This is a genomic window from Microbacterium sp. NPDC076911 (assembly GCF_040687125.1).
GTDB lineage: Bacteria > Actinomycetota > Actinomycetes > Actinomycetales > Microbacteriaceae > Microbacterium.
The window spans coordinates 37,898-61,687 of record NZ_JBFBMP010000006.1 but is presented as its reverse complement, the minus strand read 5'-3'; the positions used below and the strand labels follow the sequence as shown (position 1 = coordinate 61,687).

Below are 23,790 nucleotides of genomic sequence, written 5' to 3'. Positions count from 1 at the left end.
CTAAAGGCCGACAGCCGAAACCGGGGTCGGACCCGACGAGGTCGCTGTGGTCTCGAGGTCGCGCAGCTTGCCCTCGATGTAACCCCGCAGCTGAGCGCGGTAGTCACGCTCGAAGCTACGAAGCTCGGTGATGCGGCCTTCGAGGTCTGCGCGGTCGCGCTCGAGCCTCTCGCGGGCTTCACGGCCACGCGTTTCAGCGTCATCGATAATCGACGCGGCCTGAGCCTTGGCGTCAGCGATGAGCTGGTCGCGATGGGCCATGCCCTCGGCGATGTGCTCGTCGTGAAGGCGCTGTGCAAGCTCGATGATGCCAGCGGTGGCCGCGGCACCGCCGCCTGCGGCTGCGGTTGAAGCTGACTGGGTCTCTTCTGCGGCTGGCTCAGCCTCGGCGACAGCAGGCGTCGGTTCTGCCGCAGGAGCAGCGGCGGCTTCGCCGGACTCAAGTTCAGCGATCTTCGCCTTCAGCTGCTCGTTCTCGGCGATAGTCTTGCGCCACTCAACGACGATTTCGTCGAGGAAGTCATCGACCTCATCCGGGTCGAAACCTTCCTTGAAACGTACGTGCTGAAACTGCTTGGTGACGACGTCATCGGGGGTCAATGCCATGGTGATTCCTCTTTCGAGCGCTCCGGTCGCTGGCGTATGTCAGAGATACTCTCCCTGACGGGGCCGTATCTAGCAAGCATAGCCGCGGGTTCAGGTGAGTGTCGAAGCAGTTCTTCGACGGCCCACTACTTATCAGGCACTTGCCAGCGCGCGCGTGACGCTCAGCAAGATGAAGCACAGCAACATCGTGAGTGCGAAACCGAAGTCGATCGCGACTGCTCCGACCCGCAACGGCGGAATCAGCCGCCGAAACAGCTTGATGGGCGGATCGGTGATCGAGTACACGATCTCGGCTGCAACCAGACCAGCGCCTTTCGGACGCCACTCGCGGTTGAAGACCGGAATCCACTCAAGAACCAGTCGGGCGATCAACACGAAGACATACAGCAACAGCAGCGTGTTGAGAATTGATGCGATGAGTTGGAGAACTGCCACGATCTACTGCTGCGCGAACGGCACGGCGTCAGGGTCAGCCTGTACGACTGATCCATCGCCCGATACTGCAACGTTCTCGGGCGAGAGCAGGAACACCTTGCTCGTCACTCGTTCAATACGCCCGTACAGTCCCAGCGAAAGCCCACTGGCAAAGTCGATCAGACGCCGCGCGTCTGCATCGCTCATCTGCGACAGGTTGATAATCACCGGAATGCCTTCACGGAAGTTCTCGGCGATCACCTGAGCATCGCGGTACTGCTTAGGGTGCACCGTAAGAATCTCACTCACCGCCGTCGGTGTGGGCTGGCGCACCACCGTAGGACGGTGAAGCGGCGTCACAGGCGCGGACTTTTCCACACTCTGTGGGTTGCTTTTGCGGCTCACAGGCTGAGGCTCTTCATACGCCTCGGCTTCTTCGTCGGCGAGACCTAGGTACACCATGGTCTTCTTGAGCGGGTTCGACATTGCATCCTCCGTAGTGCTCATCTGTTCTGAGGTTAACCGTGTTGGGGCCGAAGGCCCGTGATTGCTGAGCCAATGCGCAGGTGTGTCGCGCCCATTGCGATCGCATCGGCGAAATCTGCGCTCATTCCAGCGGAGATCCATTCAGCATCTGGCACGACGCTGCGAACGATGTCGGCGTATCCGCGCAGTCGTTCAAATGCTCTCGCTGGTTGTTCTTCGAGTGGGGCGACTGCCATAACTCCTCGCACGCGCAGGCTGACTTTTGCCGCAGCATGTTCAGCCAAGGCGAGCAGGTTTTCGGGTGCAACTCCGCCGCGACCCGTGTCGGAGGTGAGGTTCACCTGCAACAGCACATCGAGGGGCAAGGAATCGGGTTCCGCTGCGCTGTCGAGAGCATTGGCCAACTTCATGCGGTCGAGTGAGTGCATCACCGTGGCAGCGGATCGGATCGCTCGTGCCTTGTTGGTCTGAGCCTGGCCGACGAAGTGCCAGCGCAGACCAGAGAGGTGCGCGAGCGCCGATGACTTCTCTGAAAGCTCCTGCTGGCGATTCTCCCCGACATCACGAACGTCGAGGTCGTAGAGCTCTTTCACGAGCTCGGGCGGATGAAACTTCGTCACGACAATCCGCGAAATTGATGCAACATCGCGGCCTGCCGAGCGAGCAGCATCGGCGATTCTCGCGTCGATCTCGGTGAGGCGGGCGCCTAGGTCGGCGTTCACGTCACTTCAGAAAGTCGGGAATGTCGAGATCGTCGTCGCCGAAGGCAGAACCGTAGCTCGACTCGACGTTGGCGCTCACCGATACCGGCTCGGGATCGCGCGCGACAACGGGCGTTTGCTCGTCTGCAACGTCGGTGGCAACAGCCGTGGGAAGAGCAGGAGCGACTCGAGCAGCGGTGATGGGCTCTGCGCGCGTCTGCGGCTCTCCGCCGTCAAAACCAGCAGCGATGACCGTCACCCGTACTTCATCGCCGAGAGTGTCATCGATCACGGTTCCGAAGATGATGTTCGCCTCGGGGTGCGCCGCTTCTTTGACGAGCTGAGCTGCATCATTGATCTCGAAGATCCCGAGGTTCGACCCACCCTGCACCGACAGCAGCACACCGTGTGCGCCTTCGATACTCGCTTCGAGCAGAGGAGATTCGACCGCCAGTTCGGCCGCCTTGATCGCGCGATCCGCGCCACGCGCTGAACCGATACCCATGAGGGCAGAGCCAGCGCCTTGCATCACAGACTTCACGTCTGCGAAGTCGAGGTTGATCAAGCCAGGGGTCGTGATGAGATCGGTGATGCCCTGCACACCAGCCAAGAGCACTTGGTCTGCGGTGGCGAAAGCTTCGATCATCGAGATGCCGCGGTCGCTGATTTCAAGCAGACGGTCGTTCGGAACGACGATGAGAGTGTCAACTTCTTCTTTCAGCTTCGACACACCGGTTTCAGCCTGGCTCTGCCGGCGACGGCCTTCGAAAGAAAATGGCTTGGTGACGACACCGATGGTCAAAGCACCAATGGACTTGGCGATCTTTGCGACGACGGGGGCTCCACCGGTTCCGGTTCCGCCACCCTCGCCTGCGGTCACGAAAACCATGTCGGCGCCGCGAAGCGCCTCTTCGATTTCCTCAGTGTGGTCTTCAGCAGCACGTCGGCCAACCTCGGGGTCGGCACCAGCGCCGAGACCCCTGGTGAGCTCGCGACCAACATCAAGCTTGACGTCGGCGTCGCTCATCAGAAGCGCTTGCGCGTCGGTGTTGATCGCGATGAACTCCACGCCACGCAGGCCGAGCTCGATCATTCGGTTGACGGCGTTGACGCCGCCTCCACCAACGCCGACCACCTTGATGACGGCGAGGTAGTTCTGGTTTTGGCTCATGCCGGCCTCCGGACCTGGGGTAACCTTCAACCTCTAGTAGAGGTCTAAAGAATTGCTCGGTATGCAATTCCTGAATTGAAGGTATGCCGCGGGTCGACTTGGCGGCGGAAGGCCGTGGGCGTGTCGCCACATCCCCACCCCAGATCGGAGTAATCAGAGGTCAGAGCACGACAATTGCGGACGGCGAAGAGACGTCATAGGTGAGCACATCTTCGGGAGCACGCGTCTGCATGATCTTCTCGAGTTCGAACGCTTTCAGTGCGGAGTCTTCCGCACTCCCCCATACGACGTCCGTGTTGGTGCCGCCGAAGGTAAGAGTCACATCGTTGGGCGACGACGCGGACACGCTGGTGACACGTTCGAGGATGCTGTCAGGAAGCGATCGAATCACCTGACCGACCGAATGAAAAGCGTCGGAATCGGTGCCGCCTGTCACCTCGATGATCGGCTCATCGCTTTCGCGATTCTCGGTGGTAGCGAGGGCTACCCCCGCAGCGTCGACCAGAGTGTATCCGGCGGCTGATTCGATCAGCCCCACGGGCGTGCGCTCAACGAGTTGCACCACTAATTCATGCGGAGGACGCGCCTCGAGCGTATAAGACTCGATCAGCGGAAATTCGACAAGCGCCGCTTTGATGGCGCTCTCGTCAACGAGCGGCAGCGGCGTGTTCAGCTGCGACGAGAGGGCATCCGAAACTTCTTCGGCATCGAGGCGCTCGGCGCCGACCACGACGATTTCTTCGACCGCGAGAAGCGGACTGTATGCCGCTCCGAGCGTTGCCACCACCAGCACGATCAACGAAGCGAGCGCACCGATCCACACCATACGCCGTCGCCGCTGGCGGCCCGTGAAACGCCGCACCTCGGAGCGCAGCGCCTTACGTCGCGCACGTGAGGCACGCCACACGTCGCGCACGCCCACATCACCCTCGTATGCCCCATCGATGTCGTCCGCGTAGGACTGCGCCGGAGCATGATCGGCATCAGCGTCGGCCGTAGGCACCGCGAGCGGAATTATCGGAGCAGTGAGGCCGTGATCAGGATGCACAGCTGCTTTGTCAGCCTCACCCAACCCGCTGGCGCCCGTGAGCGAGGTCGCCTCGACCGAGGGAGCCTCCGGTGGAGCGGGTCTCGCCGGAGGAGGCGGCAGCGGCGAGGGCCGGCGCATGCGCCGCTACTCCCCCTGCCCCGTCACAGCGTCGGAGCTCTCGAGTGCTTCAAGCACCTGCGGGATGATGAGGTTGACGTTCCCGCATCCCAGCGTGATGACGTAATCTCCGTCGCGGGCGACGGTAGCCGTGTAGTCAGCTGCCTCTTGCCAATCCGCAACGAAGTGAACCTTACTGGAGTCCGAGAACGCCTCACTTACGAGCGCACCCGTCACACCGGGCACGGGGTCTTCCCTCGCGCCGTAGACGTCGAGCACCACCGTATGGTCAGCCAGTGACTCGAGTACGTCGGCGAACTCCTGGAACATGTCCTGGGTGCGCGAATACGTGTGGGGCTGATGGAGCGCGATGATGCGCCCCTCACCGACGACAGTGCGAGCGCCAGAAAGCGCTGCGGCGACTTCAGTGGGGTGATGCGCGTAGTCGTCGTACACGCTGACGCCTCGCCTGGTCTCATGCAGCTCGAACCGTCTGGCTGTGCCACCAAAAGCCTGTACAGCCTCGACCGCGGCTGCGAAGTCGTATCCCAGCGTGACGAGCACCGCGACCGCTCCGGTGGCATTGACGGCGTTGTGAACGCCGGGAATGCCCAGCTGAGCGTGGGCGGTCAGGTCGCCATGAGTAATAGCGAACGAGACGGGGCCGTCAGTGAGGATGTCATGCACACGGAACGTGGCGTCCGCTGCTTGGCCGAACGTCACCAACCGCGGATGTGAGACCTCCCGCGCGACGCGCACCGCGCCGGCATCATCAGATGAGATGACGACGGCCTCACTGGCATTGTTGGCGAACTGGGCGAACGCACTGTAGAACTTCTCGCTGGTTCCCCAGTGGTCAAGGTGATCCGGGTCGACATTGGTGATGAGCGCGACCGCAGTGTCGTACAGCACAAAGGTGCCGTCTGACTCATCAGCCTCGATGACGACGAGATCGCCGGAGCCGCTCCCACTTGAGACGCCAAGATGTGCGATCACGCCGCCGTTCACGAAGGTGGGATCAGCATCTAGGCCCTGAAGGGCGGTGACGACCATACCCGTGGACGTGGTCTTGCCATGAGCGCCAGCCACCGAAACGAGTCGGCGAGTACCGATGAACCAGTGCAGTGCCTGCGAACGGTGAATCACGTGCAGGCCGCGTTCTTTGGCCAGCACGAATTCCGGATTCTCTGGCCAGATCGCGCCCGTGTGCACGACTGTGTCGACGTCTTCAGCGAGGTTGGACGCTTCGTGACCGACGTAGACAGTGGCGCCGAGCGCGGCGAGCTCCCGCAGATACTTGCTGTCGGCCCGGTCTGAGCCAGACACCTTGATGCCACGCTCAAGAAACATGCGCGCGAGTCCCGACATACCGGAACCGCCGATTCCGATGAAGTGGGCAGCCTCGATGTTCTCGGGGATGGGCAAGGTGAGGTCGGGTCTGATCATGGCCTCTCAATCCTAGGTTGGCGATTGGATGCTGCGCCCCCGGCGCGCTGGCATATGGCTGTGAGCGCCCTGTATCCAGACACTGTATTGACACATTCATCGACGGCGGTCACGATGTCGAGATGATCGTTATCGACCACGACGCCACCGTGCCACCGTTCGAACAACTGCGCGCCGGACTGCTTGCGGCCGTGACATCGAACGAGCTCGCTGCTGGACAGAAGCTTCCCACCGTGCGGCGGCTCGCTGAAGACTTGGGTATCGCGCCAGGCACGGTGGCTCGCGCCTACCGCGAACTTGAGGCAGCCGAGATCATTGAGACCCGGGGCCGCAACGGAACGTTCGTCTCAGCAACGGGAGACCCCACCCGTCAGCAAGTACAGCGCGCTGCCGCCGTGTTCGCCGAACAGATTCGCACGCTCAGTTTTGACGCTGATGAAGCGCTTGCTCTCGTCACCGCCGCGCTGCGGGGCGCAGATCCGGCACGCGGCTAGCGCTGCGCCAGCGCGCGGTCGATCATCGCCACCACGTTCTCAGCGCCCGTACGAGTGCCAACCTCGCTCGCAGCATCCACCATCTGCTTCTGACGCTCACGATCAGCCAGCAGCGGCAGAATCTCACTGCGCACGCGATCACCGGTGAAGTCGGCGTCGTCGATGATCACTGCCGCTCCGGCACGTACCGCCGATGAGGCGTTGAGCGCCTGTTCGCCGTTGCCCACCGCATACGGCACGTACACGGCGGGAATTCCGAGCGCACTGATTTCGCTCACCGTCGCCGCGCCGGCACGCGACACAATCACGTCAGCGAGCGCAAAGGCGAGATCCATGCGATCGACATAGCGGCGCAGCGCATAGCCGTCCACGTCAGGGTCGGGCAGTTCGCTGCGCTCACCCGTAACGTGCACCAACTGCCAGCCAGCGTCGACAACATCGCGCCAGGCACCGTCTTGACCCTCACCGAATGCGATGTTCAGCCGCAGCGCGCCCAGCGAACCGCCGAAGGCAAGAAGAGTCGGCTGCTGTGCATCGAGTCCGAAGTACGCGGCGGCCTCTGCTCGTAGCGCATCTCGGTCAAGCGCGACGATCTCGCGTCGCAGCGGCATTCCGACAAACTCGCCATCCTTGATCTTGGTGCCCTCAAACGCAACGCCGACGCCTGCCGCCCATCTCGCACCGAGCACGTTGGCAAGCCCAGGCTTAGCATTGGCCTCATGAATGACCACCGGAATCTTCGCACCTCGCGCGGCTACATACGCGGGCGCTGAGGCGTATCCGCCGAAGCCAATGACGACGTCGATCTTGCGTTCGGAGATGAACTCCCTTACGGCTGCGACGGCACGGCGAAAGCGACCGGGGAACGCAGCCGCTGATTTGTCGGGGCGTCGGGGGAACGGCAGCTTTTCGATGAACAGCAGCTCGTAGCCGCGTTCCGGTACGAGTCGCGCCTCAAGACCCTCGCGCGTACCGAGCACCAGGATCTCGGCATCGGGGTCACGTTCGCGCAGTACATCGGCAACAGCGAGCAGCGGGTTGACATGGCCAGCAGTGCCACCGCCAGCAAGAAGGTAGGTCGTCACTTGCCGAGTTTAGCGGCGCGAAGAGGACCCGTGAGGACGGACGTTGCGCACGGGCGCGGCAGGCGCCACCGCTCGCTTCTGCGGCAGTGTGCGCGCGAACGCGAGCAGCACCCCCGATGCCACAAGCACAGAGACCAGCGATGTTCCGCCCTGCGACAAGAACGGCAGCGGCACACCCAACACCGGGAACACGCGCAGCACGACGCCGATGTTGATGAGCGCCTGCCCAACGATCCACACCGTGATCCCACCCGCGACGATGCGCACGAACGGATCATCGGTCTTGCGGATGATATGGAAGGCGCCGACTGCGTACAGCGCAAACAGTCCAAGCACGACGGCGCAGCCAATCAAGCCCAGCTCTTCGCCGACGATCGCGAAAATGTAGTCGTTGGCCGCTGCGGGCAACCAGTCGTACTTTTCGCGGGAGTTGCCGAGACCGAGTCCGAAGACACCGCCGCCCGCAAGGCCCCAGACGCCATGTAGCGGCTGATAGCAGTCGTTGTAATAGTCGGCCAGGCAGTCAGGGTTCAGGAAGCTCATGAAGCGGCGCATGCGGTCAGGGCTGGTGACTGCCAGGATTGCAACCGCAATGACCGCGCCAATGGCGGGCAAGACGAACACGCGCAGGCGCACGCCTGAGAAGAACAGTGCGCCAAGCGCGACGAGTACGAGAATCATCGCCGTGCCAAGGTCTTTACCCGCGAGCACCGTTCCGATCACGAGCACTGTCACGGGAACAAGCGGGATGTACACGTGCTTCCACGACCCCAGCAGGGTGCGTTTGCGGAACAGCACATAGCCAATCCAGAGCGCGAGCGCGAGCTTCAAGAACTCAGAGGGCTGAGCCTGCAGACCGCCGATGTTGATCCAGTTGCGGTTACCGTCAGCAGAGACACCGAGCGGAGTGAACACCAGCAACTGGAAGATCGTGGCGCCGATCAGGGCTGGCCACGCAACACGTTTCCAGAACTTGACCGGCAACCTGCTCGCGACAAACATCAGCGGCACGCCGATCAGTGCGAAAACGAACTGCTTCATCACCGAGTCATACGGCGGCTCGCCTGCCGCGGTTGCCACAGCAGAGGTCGCCGACAAAATCATGACGAGACCGAAAATGGTCAGCATCAGCGCAGTCGAGGCAATCAGAAAGAACTCGCTCGGCACCGGCGCGAACATGCGGCCGAGCGAAACTCGCGCAGCAAGACCGTGTCTATCGCCGCTCTCAGTGGCCGTCGGACGCGGCGAAGTCGTCGTCACCCGCGTCCCCCGTTCCGACTCTGTCTGTCACGGCCGCGTGAAACTTGCGGCCTCTGTCTGAGTAAGAAGCGAACTGATCGAAGGATGCTGCGGCGGGGGCGAGTAGAACAACATCCCCGTCGCGTGCGATCCCTGCTGCCAGCTCAACCACCTGCACCATGACTTGTTCAGTCTCAGTCGTATCGACCTCGAACACCGGCACCGTTGGGGCGTGTCGTTCGAACGCAGCCACCACAGCCTCACGCTCGACGCCGATAACGATTGCCGCTTTCGCGCGCACGCCTGATGTTGCAACCAGCTCAGAGATGTCAACACCTTTGAGCAGCCCGCCAACCACCCAGACCGCGCCTGGGTATGCCGCAAGCGATGAGGCCGCGGCGTGCGGGTTCGTTGCCTTGGAGTCATCGATCCAAGTCACGCCGCCGTTTCGTGCGACGACCTGGATGCGGTGAGGGTCGAGTGTGAATGCCTTTACGGCATCGTGAATGGCGGCCGGTGGGACGTCCAGGGATCGTGCCAGCGCAGCGGCAGCAAGAATATTGGCCGCCATGTGCGGAGCGGCAAGACCCTTCACTTCGAGGTCAGGGACGGTCATCAGCTCGAAAGCGCTGGTGCGGCGTGCTTCGTGAAAAGCACGATCAACCAGAATGCCATCCACGATGCCAACATCACTCGGCCCCGGAACGCCGAGATCGAATCCGATCGCTCGTGCACCCTCGATGACGTCAGCGTCTTCGACCATCGCGCGCGTCGCGAGGTCGGCTTTGTTGTAGACACAGGCTACGCGCGTGTGGTCATACACATGCGCCTTGGCCTGGCGATACGCTTCGGCAGAACCGTGCCACTGAAGGTGGTCGTCGGCAAGGTTGAGGCATACCGCGGCATACGGAGAGAGCCGCTCACTGCCCTGCTGCAGACCGAGATACCAGAGCTGATGACTCGATAGCTCTACAACAAGCACATCAAAACCCGAGGGATCGCGCACTGCGTCAAGCACAGGAGTGCCGATGTTACCCACCGGAGCTGCTCGCAGACCGCCCGCCATCAGCATGCTTGCCGTGAGGCGTGTGGTGGTGGTCTTACCGTTGGTGCCGGTGATGAGCACCCAGTCGGCGGGGGTGCCGTCTGGGCGCACGACCTTGTCCCGCACGCGCCAGGCAAGTTCGACGTCACCCCAGAGCGCAGCATCCGACGACTGAGTCCACTCGATCAGCGGGTGGGTCGGCGAAAATCCGGGTGAAGCAACCACGACCTCGGGATTGAAGTCGATCAGCTCTTGCGGCGCCGCATCAAGCGGGCCCGTCCAGAGCCGAGCGCCGATGACAGGGATCAGGGTGGCGTATTCTTCCGCCGCATGCTCGGTGAGCACGAGAACGTCAGCGCCCAACTCGGCGAGGGTGTCGGCAACAGAGAAACCGGTCACGGAGAGTCCGAGAACAGCTACTCGTAGACCTTTCCAGTCAGCGTGCCAACTGGTGAGCGGACCAAGGCGCGAGATGCTCATGTACTAGCGAGCCACTCGACGTAGAAGAAGCCGATGCCGGTGACCGCGAGCAGTCCCGCAATGATCCACATGCGAACGACGATCAAGATCTCAGACCATCCGCGCATCTCGAGGTGGTGATGGAACGGACTCATCAAGAACAGCCTCTTGCCGCGGGTGGCTTTGAAATACAAGCGCTGCAGTATGACCGAGCCTGGTCCGATGATGAAGGCGCCAGCAATGATCACACCGAGCACTTCGGTGCGAGAGAGGATCGACATCGCCGCGATCACTCCGCCGATTGCCATCGACCCGACATCGCCCATGAACACTTCGGCCTTGGGAGCGTTCCACCATAAGAAGCCGACAAGTGCCCCCACGAAAGCAGCCGAGACAATCGCCAAGTCGAATGGGTCGCGCGTGGCATAACAGCCAGTGCTCAGCTCAGCGACAACCGATGCACACGACTGGTTGAACTGCCAGAAGACCACCAGACTGTACGCGCCGATCACGAAGATTCCGACACCCGTGGCAAGCCCGTCAAGTCCGTCTGTGACGTTGGTGCTGTTTGACCAAGCGACGCCGATGAACGACACCCACGTGAGGTAAAGGATCCAGCCGATCACCGGCCCGAGAATCATGAACGACAGAACTGGCACGTCCCTGAAGACGGAAATATAGGGCGACGCCGCCGTCTGGCCGAGCGCATTGGGATAGTTGAGCGCAACGATGCCGAACGGCACCACGACCAGAATCTGACCGACGATCTTTCGCCAACCAGACAAACCAAGGCTTCGCTGTTGCCGAACCTTCAAGAAGTCGTCGATGAAGCCCACAACCCCGAATCCGACCATCATCCAAAGAACAAGCAAGCCTGAAATCGTGGGTGGATTGTTGCCGGTGAAGGCACCAATCAGATAACCCACGATCGTGCCGGCAATGAAGATCGTTCCACCCATGGTGGGGGTGCCGCGCTTAGTGTGATGGCTCGGGTTGTTGATGCTCTCGGGCGTGCGGATGACCTGCCCCCAGCCCCACCGGCGAAACGATCGCAGGAAGACAGGGGTGAGAAAAAGCGTAAAGGCCATCGAGATCGCCGCTGCCGTCAGAAGTGATCTCACGAGAAGGATTCTCCCAGACGATCACCCAAATGACGTAGTCCGGCCGAGTTCGACGACTTCACGAGCACTCTATCGCCGTCGCGCAACTCGTCTACCAGGTAGTCGTACGCCTCATCAGCGGTTTCGAAGAACACCGCTTCAGCATCCCACGAGCCCTGAGCAACTGCCTCGAGAAACATGCGTCGAGCGGGCGTTCCCACGATGACGATGCGCTGAATACCGAGCCGAACGGCGAGCAGCCCCACCCGATCGTGCTCCTCTTCGGCGTACTCACCCAGCTCGCTCATCGCCCCCAACACAGCGACCTTGCGCTCGTCAGCACCGGTGATCTGTGCGAGCGTGCGCAGAGCGGCCGCCATTGAGTCCGGGCTGGCGTTATAGGCATCGTTGATGATGCGTACGCGGTCCGATCCCATTGGCTCCATGCGCCAGCGCTCCGCAATCTGCACCGTTTCAAGGCGCGCCACACAGTCCGCAAGTGAGACGCCCCACGCGGTGGCTGCCGCAATCGCTGCCAGGGCGTTGGACACGTGGTGCTCACCGAGCACCCGAAGATGGAGGGGTGCGCTCACCCCATCGACCGTCACGATGCATCGAGTTCCGTCCGCGCCCACGACCACGTCGTCAGCACGCACCTCAGCATCAGCACCGCGACCGAACCACCGAACCGAGGCACCGACTTCGCTGGCGATCGGGGCCATCGCGGCCACTCGCGGGTCGTCGATGTTCAGCAACGCCACCCCGCCGGTGTGGAGCGCGCGCACCAGTTCCGACTTTGCGTGGAATGTTGCTTCGATGCCGCCGAAACCACCTGCGTGGGCCATGCCAACCATAAGCACAACGCCGGCATCAGGCGCAACCAGCCCCGCAAGTCGCGCAATCTCCCCCGGGGCGCTCGCGCCGAACTCACTCACAAGAAAGCGTGTCTGCTCGGTGACCCGCAGCATCGTCAATGGTGCGCCGACCTCGTTGTTGAACGACGCTTTCGGTGAAACCGTCTCGCCTTCGCCCTCAAGAATCCGAGCAAGAAGGTTCTTAGTCGTCGTTTTGCCGTTCGATCCGGTGATGCCGACAACTCTCAGGTCGCCATGCTCACGTACCTGCGCCACGACTTCACGAGCAAGTTCAGCGAGTGCCACCACGACGTCTGGGACAACAATCTGGGTAACGGATGCCGGTACCGGTCGTTCGACGATCGCAAGAACTGCGCCCTGGCTGACCGCAGCATCGACGAACTCGTGCCCGTCGGTTGTCTCCCCCGGCTTTGCGACGAAGATGCCGCCGGGCGCCATCAGTCGCGAGTCAGTGTCGACTGCTCCCGAAACCACGGTCTCGGGAACGTCATCAGCGCTGAGCTGAAGGTCGCCGCCTACGGCGCGCGCGATATGAGCGAGGGAAAGAGCAATCATGTGGTCTCCGGCAAGATCGCCAGGGTCACCCGAACTTGGGCAACTCCTCGGGCGTCGACGATGAGGGCATCACTCGGAAGGTCTTGAGAACCTGCGTCATGGCCTTCTGGAACGCCGTCGCGTTAGCCGCAGACGACTTTACCTTTTGCGGCTCGTCAAGGGTGACGACAACGAGGTATTCGGGATCGTCAGCGGGCGCAAACCCGATCATCGTCGTGTAATACGCATCCAGCTTGTACACGCCGTTCTCTGATTTCTCGCCAGTTCCCGTCTTGACGGCGATGCGATAGCCAGGCACCTCAACATCATCGGCATACAGCGCCTGCATGGCAACGTTTTCGAGGATCGCCTGAGTCTGGGTGGCCGTTTCTTCGCTCACCACTTGAACCGGATCAGGAAGCTCCGGCGTGGTGACGGTGCCGTCTGCAGCCGTGCATGACTCGACGAGAGACAGGGGTACGCGCACGCCGTCGTTGGCAATCGCTCCGTACGCACCGGCAAGCTCTGGCATCGTCGTGGTGAGCCCCTGGCCAAACGCTGTGTTGTACAGCGTCTGGATATCCCATTCGTCGGCGGGGCGGACCAATCCGGACTGCTCGCCCGGGAAGCCAACTGCGCTTCCCTCACCAATTCCGAACTTCGTCAGGTAGTCATAGCGAGTTTCCGCAGACACTGTTTCGCTGAACTTTGAGATGCCCACGTTCGATGAGTCGATCAACGCGCCCGTCAGCGTGTAGTCGTAGGCTTCGTGCTGAAACGAATCGCGTACTGACGCACCGTTGGCGAATGTCTCTTGGCCTGAGGCGGTAACTGTGGAGGCAGGAGTCTGCCCGCCAGCATCCATCACGATCGCGGCCGTGAGACCCTTGAAAGTCGATCCCGGCTCAAACCAACTGCGAAAGATGCGACTCGCTCGGTCTTCACTGTCAGTCGCCGTCACGTCGTTGGGGTCGACAGTTGGATACTCGGCAGCGGCGCGAATCTTTCCGGTCGCAACTTCGGTGACCATAATCGCTCCGCTTTGAGCACGCATATCGATCACCTGCTCGCCAATGAGCTGCTGCAGGTACCACTGCAAGTCTCGATCGATCGTCAGTTGCAGGGTCCCGCCGTTGACCGCGGAGATCTCGCGTTCCGTTCCAGGAATAACGACACCGTCTTTTCCCTGCGAGAACGTGCGTGTGCCGTCGGTGGGCGTCAAGCAGTCATTCTGAGACAGCTCCAAGCCTTCGAGAGGCCCATCTGTTCCGATGAAGCCGACCAGGTTTCCAGCCACAGCACCGTCAGGGTATGAACGGGCTGGATGCTGCAAACATGCGATGTACGGAACGGATAGATCGGCGAGGTCGCGGAACTGCTCTGTGGTGACGCCCTGCTTGAGGTACGCGAAGCGCGAATCAGGGTTCTCGGCCAAGGCGTCAGTAACGATCGCTCGCACGTCTTCGACGGGTAGCTCAACGATGTTGGCTGCGTCGGCTGATACTTCGTCCCAACTGCGGGCGGTCGATTCGCCCGCATCGATGTCTTCATCGATCTGAGTGATGAGCAGCGGGTCCAGCTGACAGTCATAGAGCAGGATGCTGCCCGCGAGGGTTTCACCCTCAGCGTCAACGATCGAACCACGACTGCCGTACAGCGGTTGGCTGCTGCCGAAGGCATGGTCCATCGAGTCCGCAATGTGATCGTCAGCATTGACGACTTGAATGTCGACCAACCGCACGATGAAGGCGATCAGAACAGCGAGCACAACGGCAAGCGCGACGACGGTGCGTCGGCGCGGACTGCGTGTAGCTTGCGTCGTCATGGATTCAGTGTGTGCTCGGGGTGGGCAATCCGTCAGTCACCGGAAGCGGAGTGTCTGAGACTGCCGAAGGATCGGTGGCGAGAACTGGCGCTCCTTCAATGGTCGCGTCAGGTGCGGTGACGAGCGGCGTTGACTCGACGAGGGAGTTCGGAACGACACCGCGTCCGATCGCATCGACAGATGTTGATCCGTTCGAGGTCTCTTCCGCCCCGAGCACCTTGCCATCGCTGAGGCGCAGGTAGCTCGGCGATTCGTCGATGACCATACCGAGAGCCGCAGCGTTCGCAGCAAGGTATTGCGGAGAGCTCAATCCAGCGACCTCGTCGTAGAGAATCTGCTTGTCGTACGTGAGTGCACGCTGGGTCTGCTCAAGGGTCGAGAGTTCGTATGAGGTTTGCGTGGTCATGATCGACAGAACCATCTGCGAGCCCGCGATCAGAAAGGCGCCGAGCACCGCCACCACGCCGTACAAGAGCTTGGGCCGGCGACGGGGCGCTGGCGTTTCTAGTGCGCGCAGCCGCCGATTCGGTGCAACAGCGGGAGAGCGTACCGGAGCGACCGGCCATGCTGCGAGCGAACCATCGGCGGCACTCACTTCGTGCTCCGCAACCGCTCGACTGCTCGCAGACGAACCGGAGTAGCCCTCGGATTTGTCTCGCGTTCTGTTTCAGACGCCATCTCTGCGCCTTTGACGAGCAACTTGAATTTCGGTGCATGCTCTGGCAACTCGACCGGTAGTCCTGCCGGAGTGGTCGAGGCGGCCGCCTTCACAAACTCGCGCTTTACCAGTCTGTCCTCAAGCGATTGGTATGCGAGCACGACCATACGTCCACCCACCGGCAGGGTTTGCATCGCTGCCGGAATCGCGCGTTCAAGCACTGAGAGCTCGCGATTCACCTCTATGCGAAGCGCCTGAAAAACACGCTTCGCGGGGTGGCCGCTTCGCTGAGCCGCATATGGCGTTGCCGCGATGAGAATTTCTACGAGTTGTCCGGACCGCTCAATGGGGGTTTGGGCCCGCGCCGCGATTATCGCTCGCGCGTAGCGTCCAGCCAGCTTCTCTTCGCCGTAGCGTTCGAAGATACGGCGCATGTCTCCTTCGCCATAGGTGGCGATGATGTCCGCTGCGGTGGTACCCGCCGATTGATCCATACGCATATCGAGAGGCGCATCCTGGGAATAGGCGAACCCTCGGTCAGCGACATCCAGCTGCAGTGATGAGACGCCGAGATCGAACAGAATGCCGTCCGCCGCGGGGACGCCAGATTTCTCCAGCGCCTCGGCGATGCCGTCATACACGGTGTGCACGAGCGTGACACGGTCTCCGAAGCGAGCAAGCCGCTCCCCCGCGATTCGCAAAGCGTCGTGGTCTCTGTCCAGTCCCACCAGGTGCACGTTCTCGAAACGCTCAAGGAATGCTTCAGAGTGCCCGCCCATGCCCAGCGTGGCATCGACGAAGACTGCTCCCTCACGCGTGAGGGCAGGAGCAAGTATCTCGACACAGCGGTCGAGAAGCACGGGAGTGTGAATATCGCGAAGGCTCATGATTTTCGAGGCCAGTCCCGGTGGCTTTGATCCCCATCCGCTCTGACCTGACACCGGGGAAGTGTGGCAGGGCGTGAGCGGCTGGGAGTCGAAACCACCGGACTCAGAACAGGCCTGGAATCACCTCCTGTTCCAACTCGGCATACGTGTCTTCGTTGCTTTCTGCGTAGGTGTTCCACGCATCTGCGTTCCAAATTTCTGCGTGAGCTCCCACACCAGTCACCACAAGCTCGCGGTCAAGACCGGCGTAGCTGCGCAACGAAGGTGGGAGGGTTATGCGGTTCTGACTGTCGGGCTTCTCGGCGCTCGCGCCGGAGAGGAACATACGCAGAAAGTCCCGAGCCTGCTTGTTGGCAAGAGGGGCTTCGCGAATGCGCTCATGCACGCGTTCGAACTCTTCGGTGCTGAAGACATAGAGGCAACGATCTTGGCCTCTAGTAACGACAACACCAGCGCCGAGGTCGTCGCGGAACTTCGCCGGAAGGATGACGCGACCCTTGTCGTCGAGCTTGGGAGTGTGCGTGCCCAACAACATCGGATCCACCACCCCCTTCTGCCGGCCCCCCGGATATGCGCCACTTTACTCCACTTTCCTCCACTTTGGTGTTCTTTTCTGAGTAAACGCTCCCCCAAGGCACTAATCGCGTAGAAAGCGGGCGCAAAAGAAAAGCACCGACCCGAAGGTCGGTGCTTTTGCTTTGCGGCCGCAGCCTGCGCTGATCAGATCAGATCAGCGGTCTTCCTGCCGCTTGTCCCAGCGATCGTTCATGCGATCCATAAAGGATGCTGACGAAGAGGGTGCTTTGGCTTTGCGTGGCGCTTCTGTCGGAGTCGGAGACGATCCGTTTTGCTTCGTCGGCGTCACTGCCAGGATCACGCCCGCGAGCATGATGACGAATCCGACAACACCGACAACAACCAGTTGAGTTGACACGCCAACGATGAGGCTGCCAAGGCCGAGCAATACAAGAACTGTTCCGTAGACAATGTTGCGGTAGCTCAGGCCACGCCCATCCTGTGGCGCGGTCACGACATCGGCGTCGTTTCGCATGAGATGGCGTTCCATCTCATCCAGCAGGCGCTGCTCCTGTTCGGAGAGTGGCATGCGTCCCCCTCTAAAAGACTGTGTTGCTCTGATTCTACGCGTGCATTCGATCACTAGGCTAGGCCTGTGAAGCCCGCGCCTGAACCGATCGAAGCAATTTCCCAGCGAGTAGAAAGTTTCGTCGCCTCGCAACTCAGCCTAAACGAGGATTTTGGGGACGAAGCACAGCTGCTCATTGAAGCAGGTGCCCGAGCGGTCGGCGGCGGAAAGAGATTGCGCGGCCGTTTTGCCCTCGCGGGGTGGCGCGCTGTAGCCGAGCACGGTGTGCCCTCGACGACGAGCCTGACCCCGCCCCCCGAGGTTGTCGCTGCGGCAGCGTCACTTGAAATCTTCCATGCTGCAGCGCTCGTGCATGACGACGTCATTGACAATTCAGACACTCGTCGTGGCCAGCCGGCAGCGCACCGCGCCCTGGAAGCACAGCATCGGTCGGCCGCCTGGGCAGGCGACGCCGAAGCCTTTGGCCGATTCGGAGCAATCCTGCTCGGAGACCTGTTACTCGCGTGGAGCGACGATCTCTTCGAAGAGGGGCTCAGCTCACTACCGATTGAGCGAGCACGAGCAACACGAGATCAATACTCAAAGATGCGACGTGAGGTGACACTCGGCCAGTTTCTCGATATCGCTGAAGAGTCTGCGTTCCGCGCAGCGCCCGCGCATACACACGCCAGTCGCGCTCTTCGCGTCGCATCGCTGAAATCGGCCCGATACAGCGTTCTGCAACCGCTGTGCATCGGCGCCTCTCTTGCAGACCCAGATGCCGAACAAATGAACGCTCTGTCGGCGTTTGGCCATCCGCTTGGAATGGCGTTTCAGCTGCGCGATGACGTACTAGGCGTCTTCGGCGATGAGCGGGCCACCGGCAAGCCGTCAGGTGATGATCTGCGCGAGGGTAAACGCACCGTGTTGATTGCGTATGCCCAAGAAGGATTGGATCCACATATGTCTCGACTGCTTAACGAGCTGGTCGGCGATCCAACACTTGATTCTGAACAGATAGCGGCGCTGCAACGAACGATTGTCGATTCGGGCGCACTCGACCGCGTCGAAGACCTTATCGCTCAGTACGCGCTCGAGGCGGAACGTTCGCTCAACGGTGCACGGCTGGGGAACAGCGCCGTGGGCGATCTGCGTGACCTTGCGCGCGCAGCGACGATCCGCACCGCCTAGACGCACTCTCGTCAGGCGAGAGTGCGCGCGATACGGCGAACTTCGCTCTTATGACCGGCGGTCAACGCCTCTATAGGCGCCCGACCAATCGACTCTTCTGGGCTGAGCAGCCAATCGATGACTTCGTCATCGCTGAAGCCTGCATCGTGGAGCACGATGATCGTTCCTCGCAGGGAGGAGAGCGGCGCCGAGTCGACAAAGAAGACCGCCGGAACGACGAAAACATCGTTGCGGCGCGTTCCCACAATGTTGGATTCGTCAAGGTAGCGCTTGACCCGCCCCAACGACTCGCCCGTCAATTCGACGATGTCGGGGAGGGTTAGCCATTCAGTCTCAATGCGCGGGGAAGCTTCAGCAGTCACTCCCCCACTATCCCATCTCAGTCGCCATCACGACGACGAGTTGCTCATAAACCTCTCCAGTCACATAGGCCACATGCCTATCACCAGTTGACACGAATTCACATCCGTGACACGGTTTTTGAAGTTGGCAGATGGGGGAAACTCTTGCAACCCGAATCACGCACCCACCGTGGGAGCACATCACGCAACATGGCCGTCGGAATCCCGACGGCTCTCGCCGGCGCGGTCGCGCTCGCGCTGAGCTCATCCCCGGCCCATGCCGAGGACCGCGCGGCGACCACGATGGGTGCCGACGAGCGTGCGTTTCGGGCATTGCCCGCACTGCCTGCCACGCCGGTAGTCAGCGCATCCTCGATACCGGCCGTCACCGTCTCGGCAATCAAGCCTGCAGCGACGACACCCGCCACCTATACGGTCGTCCGTGGCGACACAGTCAGCGCAATCGCCTCCCGTCATGGATTGCGCACGACCGACGTGCTCACGCTCAACGCTCTTGCATGGAAATCAGTGATCTACCCGGGCCAGGTCCTCAAGCTCGGCGGCACTGCGACCGCAATCACGTCGACAGAGACGACGTCAACCTCGGCATCTAGTGCAAGCACATCGGGTACATACACGGTCACGGCTGGCGACACGATCAGCGCAATCGCATCGCGTCATGGTTCGACAACAAGCGCCGTGCTCAAAGCCAACGGTCTGAGCATGTCGTCGATCATCTACCCGGGTCAGAGCATCAGCATTCCGGGCGCGACGACGACCATCACCACTTCGCCTGAGCCTGAAGCCCCGAGCTCAAACACCTCGACCTCGACCTCGAACACCTCGACTTCGACCTCAAGTGCATCCGGCAGCTACACGATTCAGGCTGGCGATACCATCAGCGCGATCGCATCGCGCAACGGGGTGAGTACCAACGCGGTGCTCGCAGCAAACGGCCTGAGCCTGTCCTCGATCATCTACCCCGGACAGACAATCAGCATTCCTGGATCGACAACCTCCACCGCGATTCCAGCGGCAAGCACCAGCACCAGCACCGCGGCACCCAGCCTCGATGCCGAGCAGACCGCGAACGCGATATTGATCATCCAAGTGGGTCGCGACCTCGGCGTATCGGATCGGGGAATCGCGATCGCTCTCGGCACCGCGATGCAGGAGTCCTGGATCCGCAACCTCGACTGGGGAGACAGAGACTCACTCGGTCTGTTCCAGCAGCGTCCGAGCACCGGCTGGGGAACGGCCGAGCAGGTAAGCGATCCGGTGCGTTCGATCAAGACCTTCTTCGGAGGACCGAGCGATCCCAATGGGTACAACACCCGCGGTCTGCTTGACATCCCAGGCTGGCAGAGCATGACATTCGCCGAGGCTGCCCAGGCTGTGCAGATATCTGCCTATCCAGATCGCTACGCCCAGTGGGAGGCGCCGGCCTACGCGTGGCTCGCTGCCCTGGGCTGAGTGCGCAAGATAGCGCGGCCAATGGGCCGCGCCCGGTGAGCCGCTCCGCGGAGTACTCACTAGTGATCCGTAGACTCTCAGAGTGAGCACAAGTCAGCAGACGGACCCGCTGATCGGCCGTCTCGTTGACGGGCGGTACCGGGTTCGCGCGCGCATTGCGCGTGGCGGGATGGCGACGGTGTATGTCGCTACTGACCTGAGACTCGAACGACGCGTCGCACTGAAGGTGATGCACTCGCATCTGAGCGATGACACGGTTTTTCAGAGTCGCTTCATTCAAGAGGCCCGGTCGGCAGCGCGGCTCGCTGATCCTCATGTAGTGAATGTCTTTGATCAGGGCCAGGACGGCGATATCGCCTACCTGGTGATGGAGTACCTTCCGGGCATCACGTTGCGCGAGCTCCTTCGCGAGCAGAAGCGCCTTACCTTGCCGCAGGCGGTCTCGATCATGGACGCCGTGCTTTCGGGGCTTGCCGCCGCACACAGCGCCGGCATCGTGCATCGGGATGTGAAACCCGAGAACGTGTTGCTTGCAGAAGACGGCAGGATCAAGATCGGCGACTTCGGGCTCGCCCGTGCGACGACAGCAAACACAGCGACCGGTTCGCAGTTACTTGGAACCATCGCCTACCTCGCGCCCGAACTCGTCACCCGCGGCACTGCAGATGCTCGCAGCGACATTTACTCGCTCGGGATCATGCTCTACGAAATGCTCACGGGCGAACAGCCGTACAAGGGCGAACAACCGATGCAGATTGCATTTCAGCACGCGACAGACTCGGTCCCGCGTCCGAGCGTGAAGAACCCGGGCGTCCCGGAGCAACTCGACGAGCTGGTGCTGTGGACGACAGAGCGCAATCCGGACGACCGACCTTCGGATGCGCGCGAGATGCTCGATCGCCTCCGCGACATTGAACAAGAACTCGGCATTTCGCCGATCGTCGCACGCGCTACTGCCACCACCTTTACCCCCGACGAGGGAATCGCATCGGGCGATCTCACGGCAGTGCTTCCTGCTGCCAACACGATGCCGACCGCGACTATCGAGACGACCGACAACGCCACCCGGCTGCAACGGGCTTCAAAGCGACGCGCTGCCAAGGGCGGCTGGCTCGTCCTACTTGTTCTGTTGCTCGCTGGCTTGGCCGCTGGAGCCGGGTGGTGGTTCGGCACAGGGCCGGGATCACAAGTTCAGGTCGTCGACGTCGCGAACATGTCATTCGAAGAAGCTCAGTCTGCTCTGGGCGCCGATACCTTGGTCGCAGTACAACGCGACGAAAGCAGCCTCAACATCGAAGCAGGCCGGGTGATCCGCACCGACCCCGAGCCCGGCGCACGCGTCGACCAAGACACCGAAGTCGCGGTCTTTGTCTCGACCGGTCCTGCCGAGGTGAGCTTCGAGACGCTAAACGGCCTCTCGCGCGACGAGGTAACAGCTGAACTCGCGGGTGAGACCATCGAGGTCGTCAGCGAGGCTACCTACTACACGCAGGCCGCCAATAATGCCGTAGTGGGAGTGGTAATCACTCCGCAAGACGGCGGCGAAGACATCGAATGCGGTGATGGATGCAGCGCTCACCAAGGTGACAGCGCCAGGCTCCTGGTCTCGTTGGGACCATTGCCATCCGTCGAAGGAATGTCAGAGTCGAACGCGCGATCCACCCTCGACAACGCTGGACTTGAGGTTGCGGCTGACGTCATCTCGCAGTCGAGCGAAACAGTAGACGCAGGCATTGTTATCGCTACGACGGAACGCGAGGGCGGAGGCTGGTGGCGCCCTGGTGACGCTGTCACGTTGATCGTGTCGTCCGGGCCCCCACTCTTCCCCATCCCCGACGTGGTGGGAATGACACGCGATTCGGCGATCGCAACCCTAGAAGCTGAAGGTTTCCAGGTTGACTATGGGTTCTATTGGGACGCGTTTCCCAACGGCATCACCTCAGTAACGAGCTCTAATCCGGCGGCCGGCGAGTACCGCGTCAAAGGAACGCGCGTCGAAGTCGAGATGACCGCGCAGGGCTAATTAACCGCGGAGGGCTAATCAACCGCGCAGGACTAGCCAACCGCGCAGAGCGGGCTAACCGCACTGGGCTAGTCAACCGCGCAGAGCGGGCTAACCGCGCAGGGCTCCTCGCCCGTTCTCAGCGGGCGCTAGCGCTTCTCGAGTTCCTCAGCGACAAGGAACGCAAGCTCGAGCGACTGCTTGTGATTCAAGCGCGGGTCGCAAAGCGACTCGTACCGCGTAGCAAGGGTCGCTTCGTCGATGTGCTCTGATCCGCCCAGGCACTCGGTGACATCGTCGCCAGTGAGCTCGACGTGAATGCCGCCGGGGAACGTACCTACCGCACGGTGAGCTTCGAAGAAGCCGCGCACCTCGTCTACGACGTCATCGAAGCGACGCGTCTTGTAGCCGGTTGGCGTAGTGATGCCGTTGCCGTGCATGGGATCGGTTACCCACAGCGGTGTCGCACCGGATGCCTTTACTGCCTCAAGCAGCGGTGGCAACGAGTCGCGGATCTTGCCCGCACCCATGCGCGTGATGAACGTCAAACGCCCAGGCTCGCGCTCTGGGTCAAGCTTGTCGATGAGCTCCATCGCGGTTTCGGGCGTCGTGGTCGGGCCGAGCTTCACGCCAATAGGGTTGCGAATCTTCGAGAAGTAGTCGACGTGGGCACCGTCGAGGTCGCGCGTGCGCTCACCGATCCACAGAAAGTGCGCCGAAGTGTTGTACGGCGTGCTCGTTCGCGAGTCGATCCGCGTCATCGGGCGCTCGTAGTCCATGAGCAGGCCTTCGTGGCCCGTGTAGAACTCGACACGGCGAAGCTCTTCGAAGTCGGCTCCCGCCGCCTCCATGAATTTGATCGCGCGGTCGATGTCGGTCGCGAGACGCTCGTACTGCTGGTTTGCGGGGTTCTGCGCAAAACCGCGATTCCACGAGTGAACTTCGCGCAAGTCGGCAAAGCCCCCCTGCGTGAAGGCGCGGATGAGGTTAATCGTCGATGCGGCGGTGTGGTAGCCCTTGAGCAAGCGCTGCGGATCGGCAAGGCGCGACGCAGCAGTGAAGTCGTAGCCGTTGACGATGTCACCACGGTACGCCGGCAGGGTGACATCACCGCGAGTCTCGGTATCGCTCGATCGCGGCTTGGCGAACTGTCCCGCCATGCGCCCCATCTTCACGACTGGCATCGAGGCGCCGTACGTGAGTACGACTGCCATCTGCAACACCGTCTTTACGCGGTTGCGGATCTGCTCCGCTGTGGCGCCCGCGAACGTTTCAGCGCAGTCGCCACCCTGAAGAAGGAATGCGTTGCCGGATGCTGCGCTCGCCAAGCGATCGCGCAGATTGTCGACTTCACCTGCGAAGACGAGAGGCGGCAGCATGGCCAGCTCGGCCGAGGCCTCTGCCACGGCCGAAGCGTCATACCACTGAGGCTGCTGCTTGATGGGCAATGTCCGCCAGTGGTCGAGTGCGTCCTGGTGCTGAGGCATCCTGCCAGTCTAGTGGCGTGCGAGGCTCCTGCGGAACGCG

Annotated in this window: 23 protein-coding genes; 4 read left to right on the top strand and 19 right to left on the bottom strand. The window is 61.6% G+C overall.

The genetic code is table 11. The annotated features are described in order from the left end of the window. From AB0O81_RS10715 to murC, 7 genes are all read right to left on the bottom strand, one after another. Complete coding sequence (locus tag AB0O81_RS10715; protein ID WP_363584075.1) at positions 1-606, bottom strand: DivIVA domain-containing protein; 606 nt, start codon at positions 604-606, stop codon at positions 1-3. A gap of 132 nt (positions 607-738) precedes the next feature. Beyond that, positions 739-1,041, bottom strand: a complete 303-nt coding sequence (locus tag AB0O81_RS10710) for a YggT family protein (protein WP_363584073.1) — start codon at positions 1,039-1,041, stop codon at positions 739-741. Positions 1,042-1,044: 3 nt separating this feature from the next. Next, on the bottom strand, positions 1,045-1,506 hold the full coding sequence (sepF, locus tag AB0O81_RS10705; RefSeq protein ID WP_363584533.1) for a cell division protein SepF: 462 nt from the start codon (positions 1,504-1,506) through the stop codon (positions 1,045-1,047). 32 nt (positions 1,507-1,538) lie between these two features. Then, positions 1,539-2,228: a YggS family pyridoxal phosphate-dependent enzyme gene (locus tag AB0O81_RS10700; RefSeq protein ID WP_363584071.1), complete on the bottom strand. Its 690-nt coding sequence runs from the start codon at positions 2,226-2,228 to the stop codon at positions 1,539-1,541. Position 2,229: 1 nt separating this feature from the next. Further along, on the bottom strand, positions 2,230-3,378 hold the full coding sequence (gene ftsZ / locus AB0O81_RS10695) for a cell division protein FtsZ (RefSeq protein WP_363584069.1): 1,149 nt from the start codon (positions 3,376-3,378) through the stop codon (positions 2,230-2,232). Between the two features lie 160 nt (positions 3,379-3,538). Continuing rightward, a complete protein-coding gene (locus AB0O81_RS10690) occupies positions 3,539-4,546 on the bottom strand; it encodes an FtsQ-type POTRA domain-containing protein (protein WP_363584067.1) in 1,008 nt (335 codons plus the stop codon). A 6-nt stretch (positions 4,547-4,552) separates the two neighbouring features. Beyond that, positions 4,553-5,971, bottom strand: a complete 1,419-nt coding sequence (gene murC / locus AB0O81_RS10685; protein WP_363584065.1) for a UDP-N-acetylmuramate--L-alanine ligase — start codon at positions 5,969-5,971, stop codon at positions 4,553-4,555. A 122-nt stretch (positions 5,972-6,093) separates the two neighbouring features. On the opposite strand from murC, the gene AB0O81_RS10680 reads away from it, so the two are divergent. Next, the gene (locus tag AB0O81_RS10680; RefSeq protein ID WP_363584063.1) at positions 6,094-6,465 is read left to right on the top strand and encodes a GntR family transcriptional regulator; all 372 of its coding nucleotides are present in this window, start codon (positions 6,094-6,096) and stop codon (positions 6,463-6,465) included. Here the strand turns inward: AB0O81_RS10680 and AB0O81_RS10675 are convergent. The 10 genes from AB0O81_RS10675 to AB0O81_RS10630 form a co-directional block, all read right to left on the bottom strand. After that, complete coding sequence (locus tag AB0O81_RS10675) at positions 6,462-7,550, bottom strand: UDP-N-acetylglucosamine--N-acetylmuramyl-(pentapeptide) pyrophosphoryl-undecaprenol N-acetylglucosamine transferase (RefSeq protein WP_363584061.1); 1,089 nt, start codon at positions 7,548-7,550, stop codon at positions 6,462-6,464. The genes AB0O81_RS10680 and AB0O81_RS10675 overlap by 4 nt on opposite strands. A gap of 9 nt (positions 7,551-7,559) precedes the next feature. Continuing rightward, on the bottom strand, positions 7,560-8,810 hold the full coding sequence (gene ftsW / locus AB0O81_RS10670; RefSeq protein ID WP_363584059.1) for a putative lipid II flippase FtsW: 1,251 nt from the start codon (positions 8,808-8,810) through the stop codon (positions 7,560-7,562). Further along, positions 8,776-10,314, bottom strand: coding sequence for a UDP-N-acetylmuramoyl-L-alanine--D-glutamate ligase (gene murD / locus AB0O81_RS10665; protein ID WP_363584057.1), 1,539 nt, complete (start codon positions 10,312-10,314; stop codon positions 8,776-8,778). Before murD ends, ftsW begins: the two co-directional genes overlap by 35 nt. Then, positions 10,311-11,414 (bottom strand): phospho-N-acetylmuramoyl-pentapeptide-transferase, encoded by a 1,104-nt coding sequence (mraY, locus tag AB0O81_RS10660; RefSeq protein WP_363584055.1) that lies wholly within the window; start codon positions 11,412-11,414, stop codon positions 10,311-10,313. Before mraY ends, murD begins: the two co-directional genes overlap by 4 nt. Beyond that, positions 11,411-12,823, bottom strand: a complete 1,413-nt coding sequence (gene murF, locus AB0O81_RS10655; RefSeq protein ID WP_363584053.1) for a UDP-N-acetylmuramoyl-tripeptide--D-alanyl-D-alanine ligase — start codon at positions 12,821-12,823, stop codon at positions 11,411-11,413. The genes mraY and murF overlap by 4 nt, the downstream gene beginning before the upstream one ends. 25 nt (positions 12,824-12,848) lie before the next feature. Beyond that, positions 12,849-14,627, bottom strand: a complete 1,779-nt coding sequence (locus AB0O81_RS10650) for a penicillin-binding protein 2 (RefSeq protein ID WP_363584051.1) — start codon at positions 14,625-14,627, stop codon at positions 12,849-12,851. A 4-nt stretch (positions 14,628-14,631) separates the two neighbouring features. After that, on the bottom strand, positions 14,632-15,222 hold the full coding sequence (locus tag AB0O81_RS10645) for a hypothetical protein (RefSeq protein ID WP_363584049.1): 591 nt from the start codon (positions 15,220-15,222) through the stop codon (positions 14,632-14,634). Beyond that, positions 15,219-16,172 (bottom strand): 16S rRNA (cytosine(1402)-N(4))-methyltransferase RsmH, encoded by a 954-nt coding sequence (rsmH, locus tag AB0O81_RS10640; protein ID WP_363584047.1) that lies wholly within the window; start codon positions 16,170-16,172, stop codon positions 15,219-15,221. Before rsmH ends, AB0O81_RS10645 begins: the two co-directional genes overlap by 4 nt. Positions 16,173-16,275: 103 nt before the next feature. Further along, positions 16,276-16,707: a division/cell wall cluster transcriptional repressor MraZ gene (gene mraZ / locus AB0O81_RS10635; RefSeq protein ID WP_363584531.1), complete on the bottom strand. Its 432-nt coding sequence runs from the start codon at positions 16,705-16,707 to the stop codon at positions 16,276-16,278. Positions 16,708-16,902: 195 nt separating this feature from the next. Continuing rightward, positions 16,903-17,277 (bottom strand): DUF3040 domain-containing protein, encoded by a 375-nt coding sequence (locus AB0O81_RS10630; RefSeq protein WP_363584045.1) that lies wholly within the window; start codon positions 17,275-17,277, stop codon positions 16,903-16,905. Positions 17,278-17,343: 66 nt separating this feature from the next. Between AB0O81_RS10630 and AB0O81_RS10625 the strand changes: the two genes are divergently transcribed. Beyond that, on the top strand, positions 17,344-18,447 hold the full coding sequence (locus AB0O81_RS10625; protein ID WP_363584043.1) for a polyprenyl synthetase family protein: 1,104 nt from the start codon (positions 17,344-17,346) through the stop codon (positions 18,445-18,447). Between the two features lie 11 nt (positions 18,448-18,458). Here the strand turns inward: AB0O81_RS10625 and AB0O81_RS10620 are convergent, their stop codons facing one another. Further along, positions 18,459-18,809, bottom strand: coding sequence for an Rv2175c family DNA-binding protein (locus tag AB0O81_RS10620; RefSeq protein WP_363584041.1), 351 nt, complete (start codon positions 18,807-18,809; stop codon positions 18,459-18,461). Positions 18,810-18,998: 189 nt separating this feature from the next. Between AB0O81_RS10620 and AB0O81_RS10615 the strand changes: the two genes are divergently transcribed. Both AB0O81_RS10615 and pknB read left to right on the top strand, forming a co-directional pair. Beyond that, positions 18,999-20,261, top strand: a complete 1,263-nt coding sequence (locus AB0O81_RS10615) for a LysM peptidoglycan-binding domain-containing protein (protein WP_363584039.1) — start codon at positions 18,999-19,001, stop codon at positions 20,259-20,261. A gap of 82 nt (positions 20,262-20,343) precedes the next feature. After that, positions 20,344-22,284 carry a Stk1 family PASTA domain-containing Ser/Thr kinase gene (pknB, locus tag AB0O81_RS10610; protein ID WP_363584036.1) on the top strand — a complete coding sequence of 647 codons (1,941 nt, stop codon included), beginning with the start codon at positions 20,344-20,346 and terminating at the stop codon, positions 22,282-22,284. Between the two features lie 128 nt (positions 22,285-22,412). Here the strand turns inward: pknB and AB0O81_RS10605 are convergent, their stop codons facing one another. Further along, the gene (locus AB0O81_RS10605; protein WP_363584034.1) at positions 22,413-23,750 is read right to left on the bottom strand and encodes a class II 3-deoxy-7-phosphoheptulonate synthase; all 1,338 of its coding nucleotides are present in this window, start codon (positions 23,748-23,750) and stop codon (positions 22,413-22,415) included. Positions 23,751-23,790: the final 40 nt, after the last annotated feature.

What these genes read in the sequence shown, in the direction of transcription:
- AB0O81_RS10715 (WP_363584075.1), bottom strand. Translation starts at nt 606, where the DNA reads ATGGCATTGACCCCCGATGACGTCGTCACCAAGCAGTTTCAGCACGTA.
- sepF (WP_363584533.1), bottom strand. Translation starts at nt 1,506, where the DNA reads ATGTCGAACCCGCTCAAGAAGACCATGGTGTACCTAGGTCTCGCCGAC.
- ftsZ (WP_363584069.1), bottom strand. Translation starts at nt 3,378, where the DNA reads ATGAGCCAAAACCAGAACTACCTCGCCGTCATCAAGGTGGTCGGCGTT.
- AB0O81_RS10690 (WP_363584067.1), bottom strand. Translation starts at nt 4,546, where the DNA reads ATGCGCCGGCCCTCGCCGCTGCCGCCTCCTCCGGCGAGACCCGCTCCA.
- murC (WP_363584065.1), bottom strand. Translation starts at nt 5,971, where the DNA reads ATGATCAGACCCGACCTCACCTTGCCCATCCCCGAGAACATCGAGGCT.
- AB0O81_RS10680 (WP_363584063.1), top strand. Translation starts at nt 6,094, where the DNA reads ATGATCGTTATCGACCACGACGCCACCGTGCCACCGTTCGAACAACTG.
- murD (WP_363584057.1), bottom strand. Translation starts at nt 10,314, where the DNA reads ATGAGCATCTCGCGCCTTGGTCCGCTCACCAGTTGGCACGCTGACTGG.
- murF (WP_363584053.1), bottom strand. Translation starts at nt 12,823, where the DNA reads ATGATTGCTCTTTCCCTCGCTCATATCGCGCGCGCCGTAGGCGGCGAC.
- AB0O81_RS10650 (WP_363584051.1), bottom strand. Translation starts at nt 14,627, where the DNA reads ATGACGACGCAAGCTACACGCAGTCCGCGCCGACGCACCGTCGTCGCG.
- rsmH (WP_363584047.1), bottom strand. Translation starts at nt 16,172, where the DNA reads ATGAGCCTTCGCGATATTCACACTCCCGTGCTTCTCGACCGCTGTGTC.
- mraZ (WP_363584531.1), bottom strand. Translation starts at nt 16,707, where the DNA reads ATGTTGTTGGGCACGCACACTCCCAAGCTCGACGACAAGGGTCGCGTC.
- AB0O81_RS10630 (WP_363584045.1), bottom strand. Translation starts at nt 17,277, where the DNA reads ATGCCACTCTCCGAACAGGAGCAGCGCCTGCTGGATGAGATGGAACGC.
- AB0O81_RS10615 (WP_363584039.1), top strand. Translation starts at nt 18,999, where the DNA reads ATGGCCGTCGGAATCCCGACGGCTCTCGCCGGCGCGGTCGCGCTCGCG.
- AB0O81_RS10605 (WP_363584034.1), bottom strand. Translation starts at nt 23,750, where the DNA reads ATGCCTCAGCACCAGGACGCACTCGACCACTGGCGGACATTGCCCATC.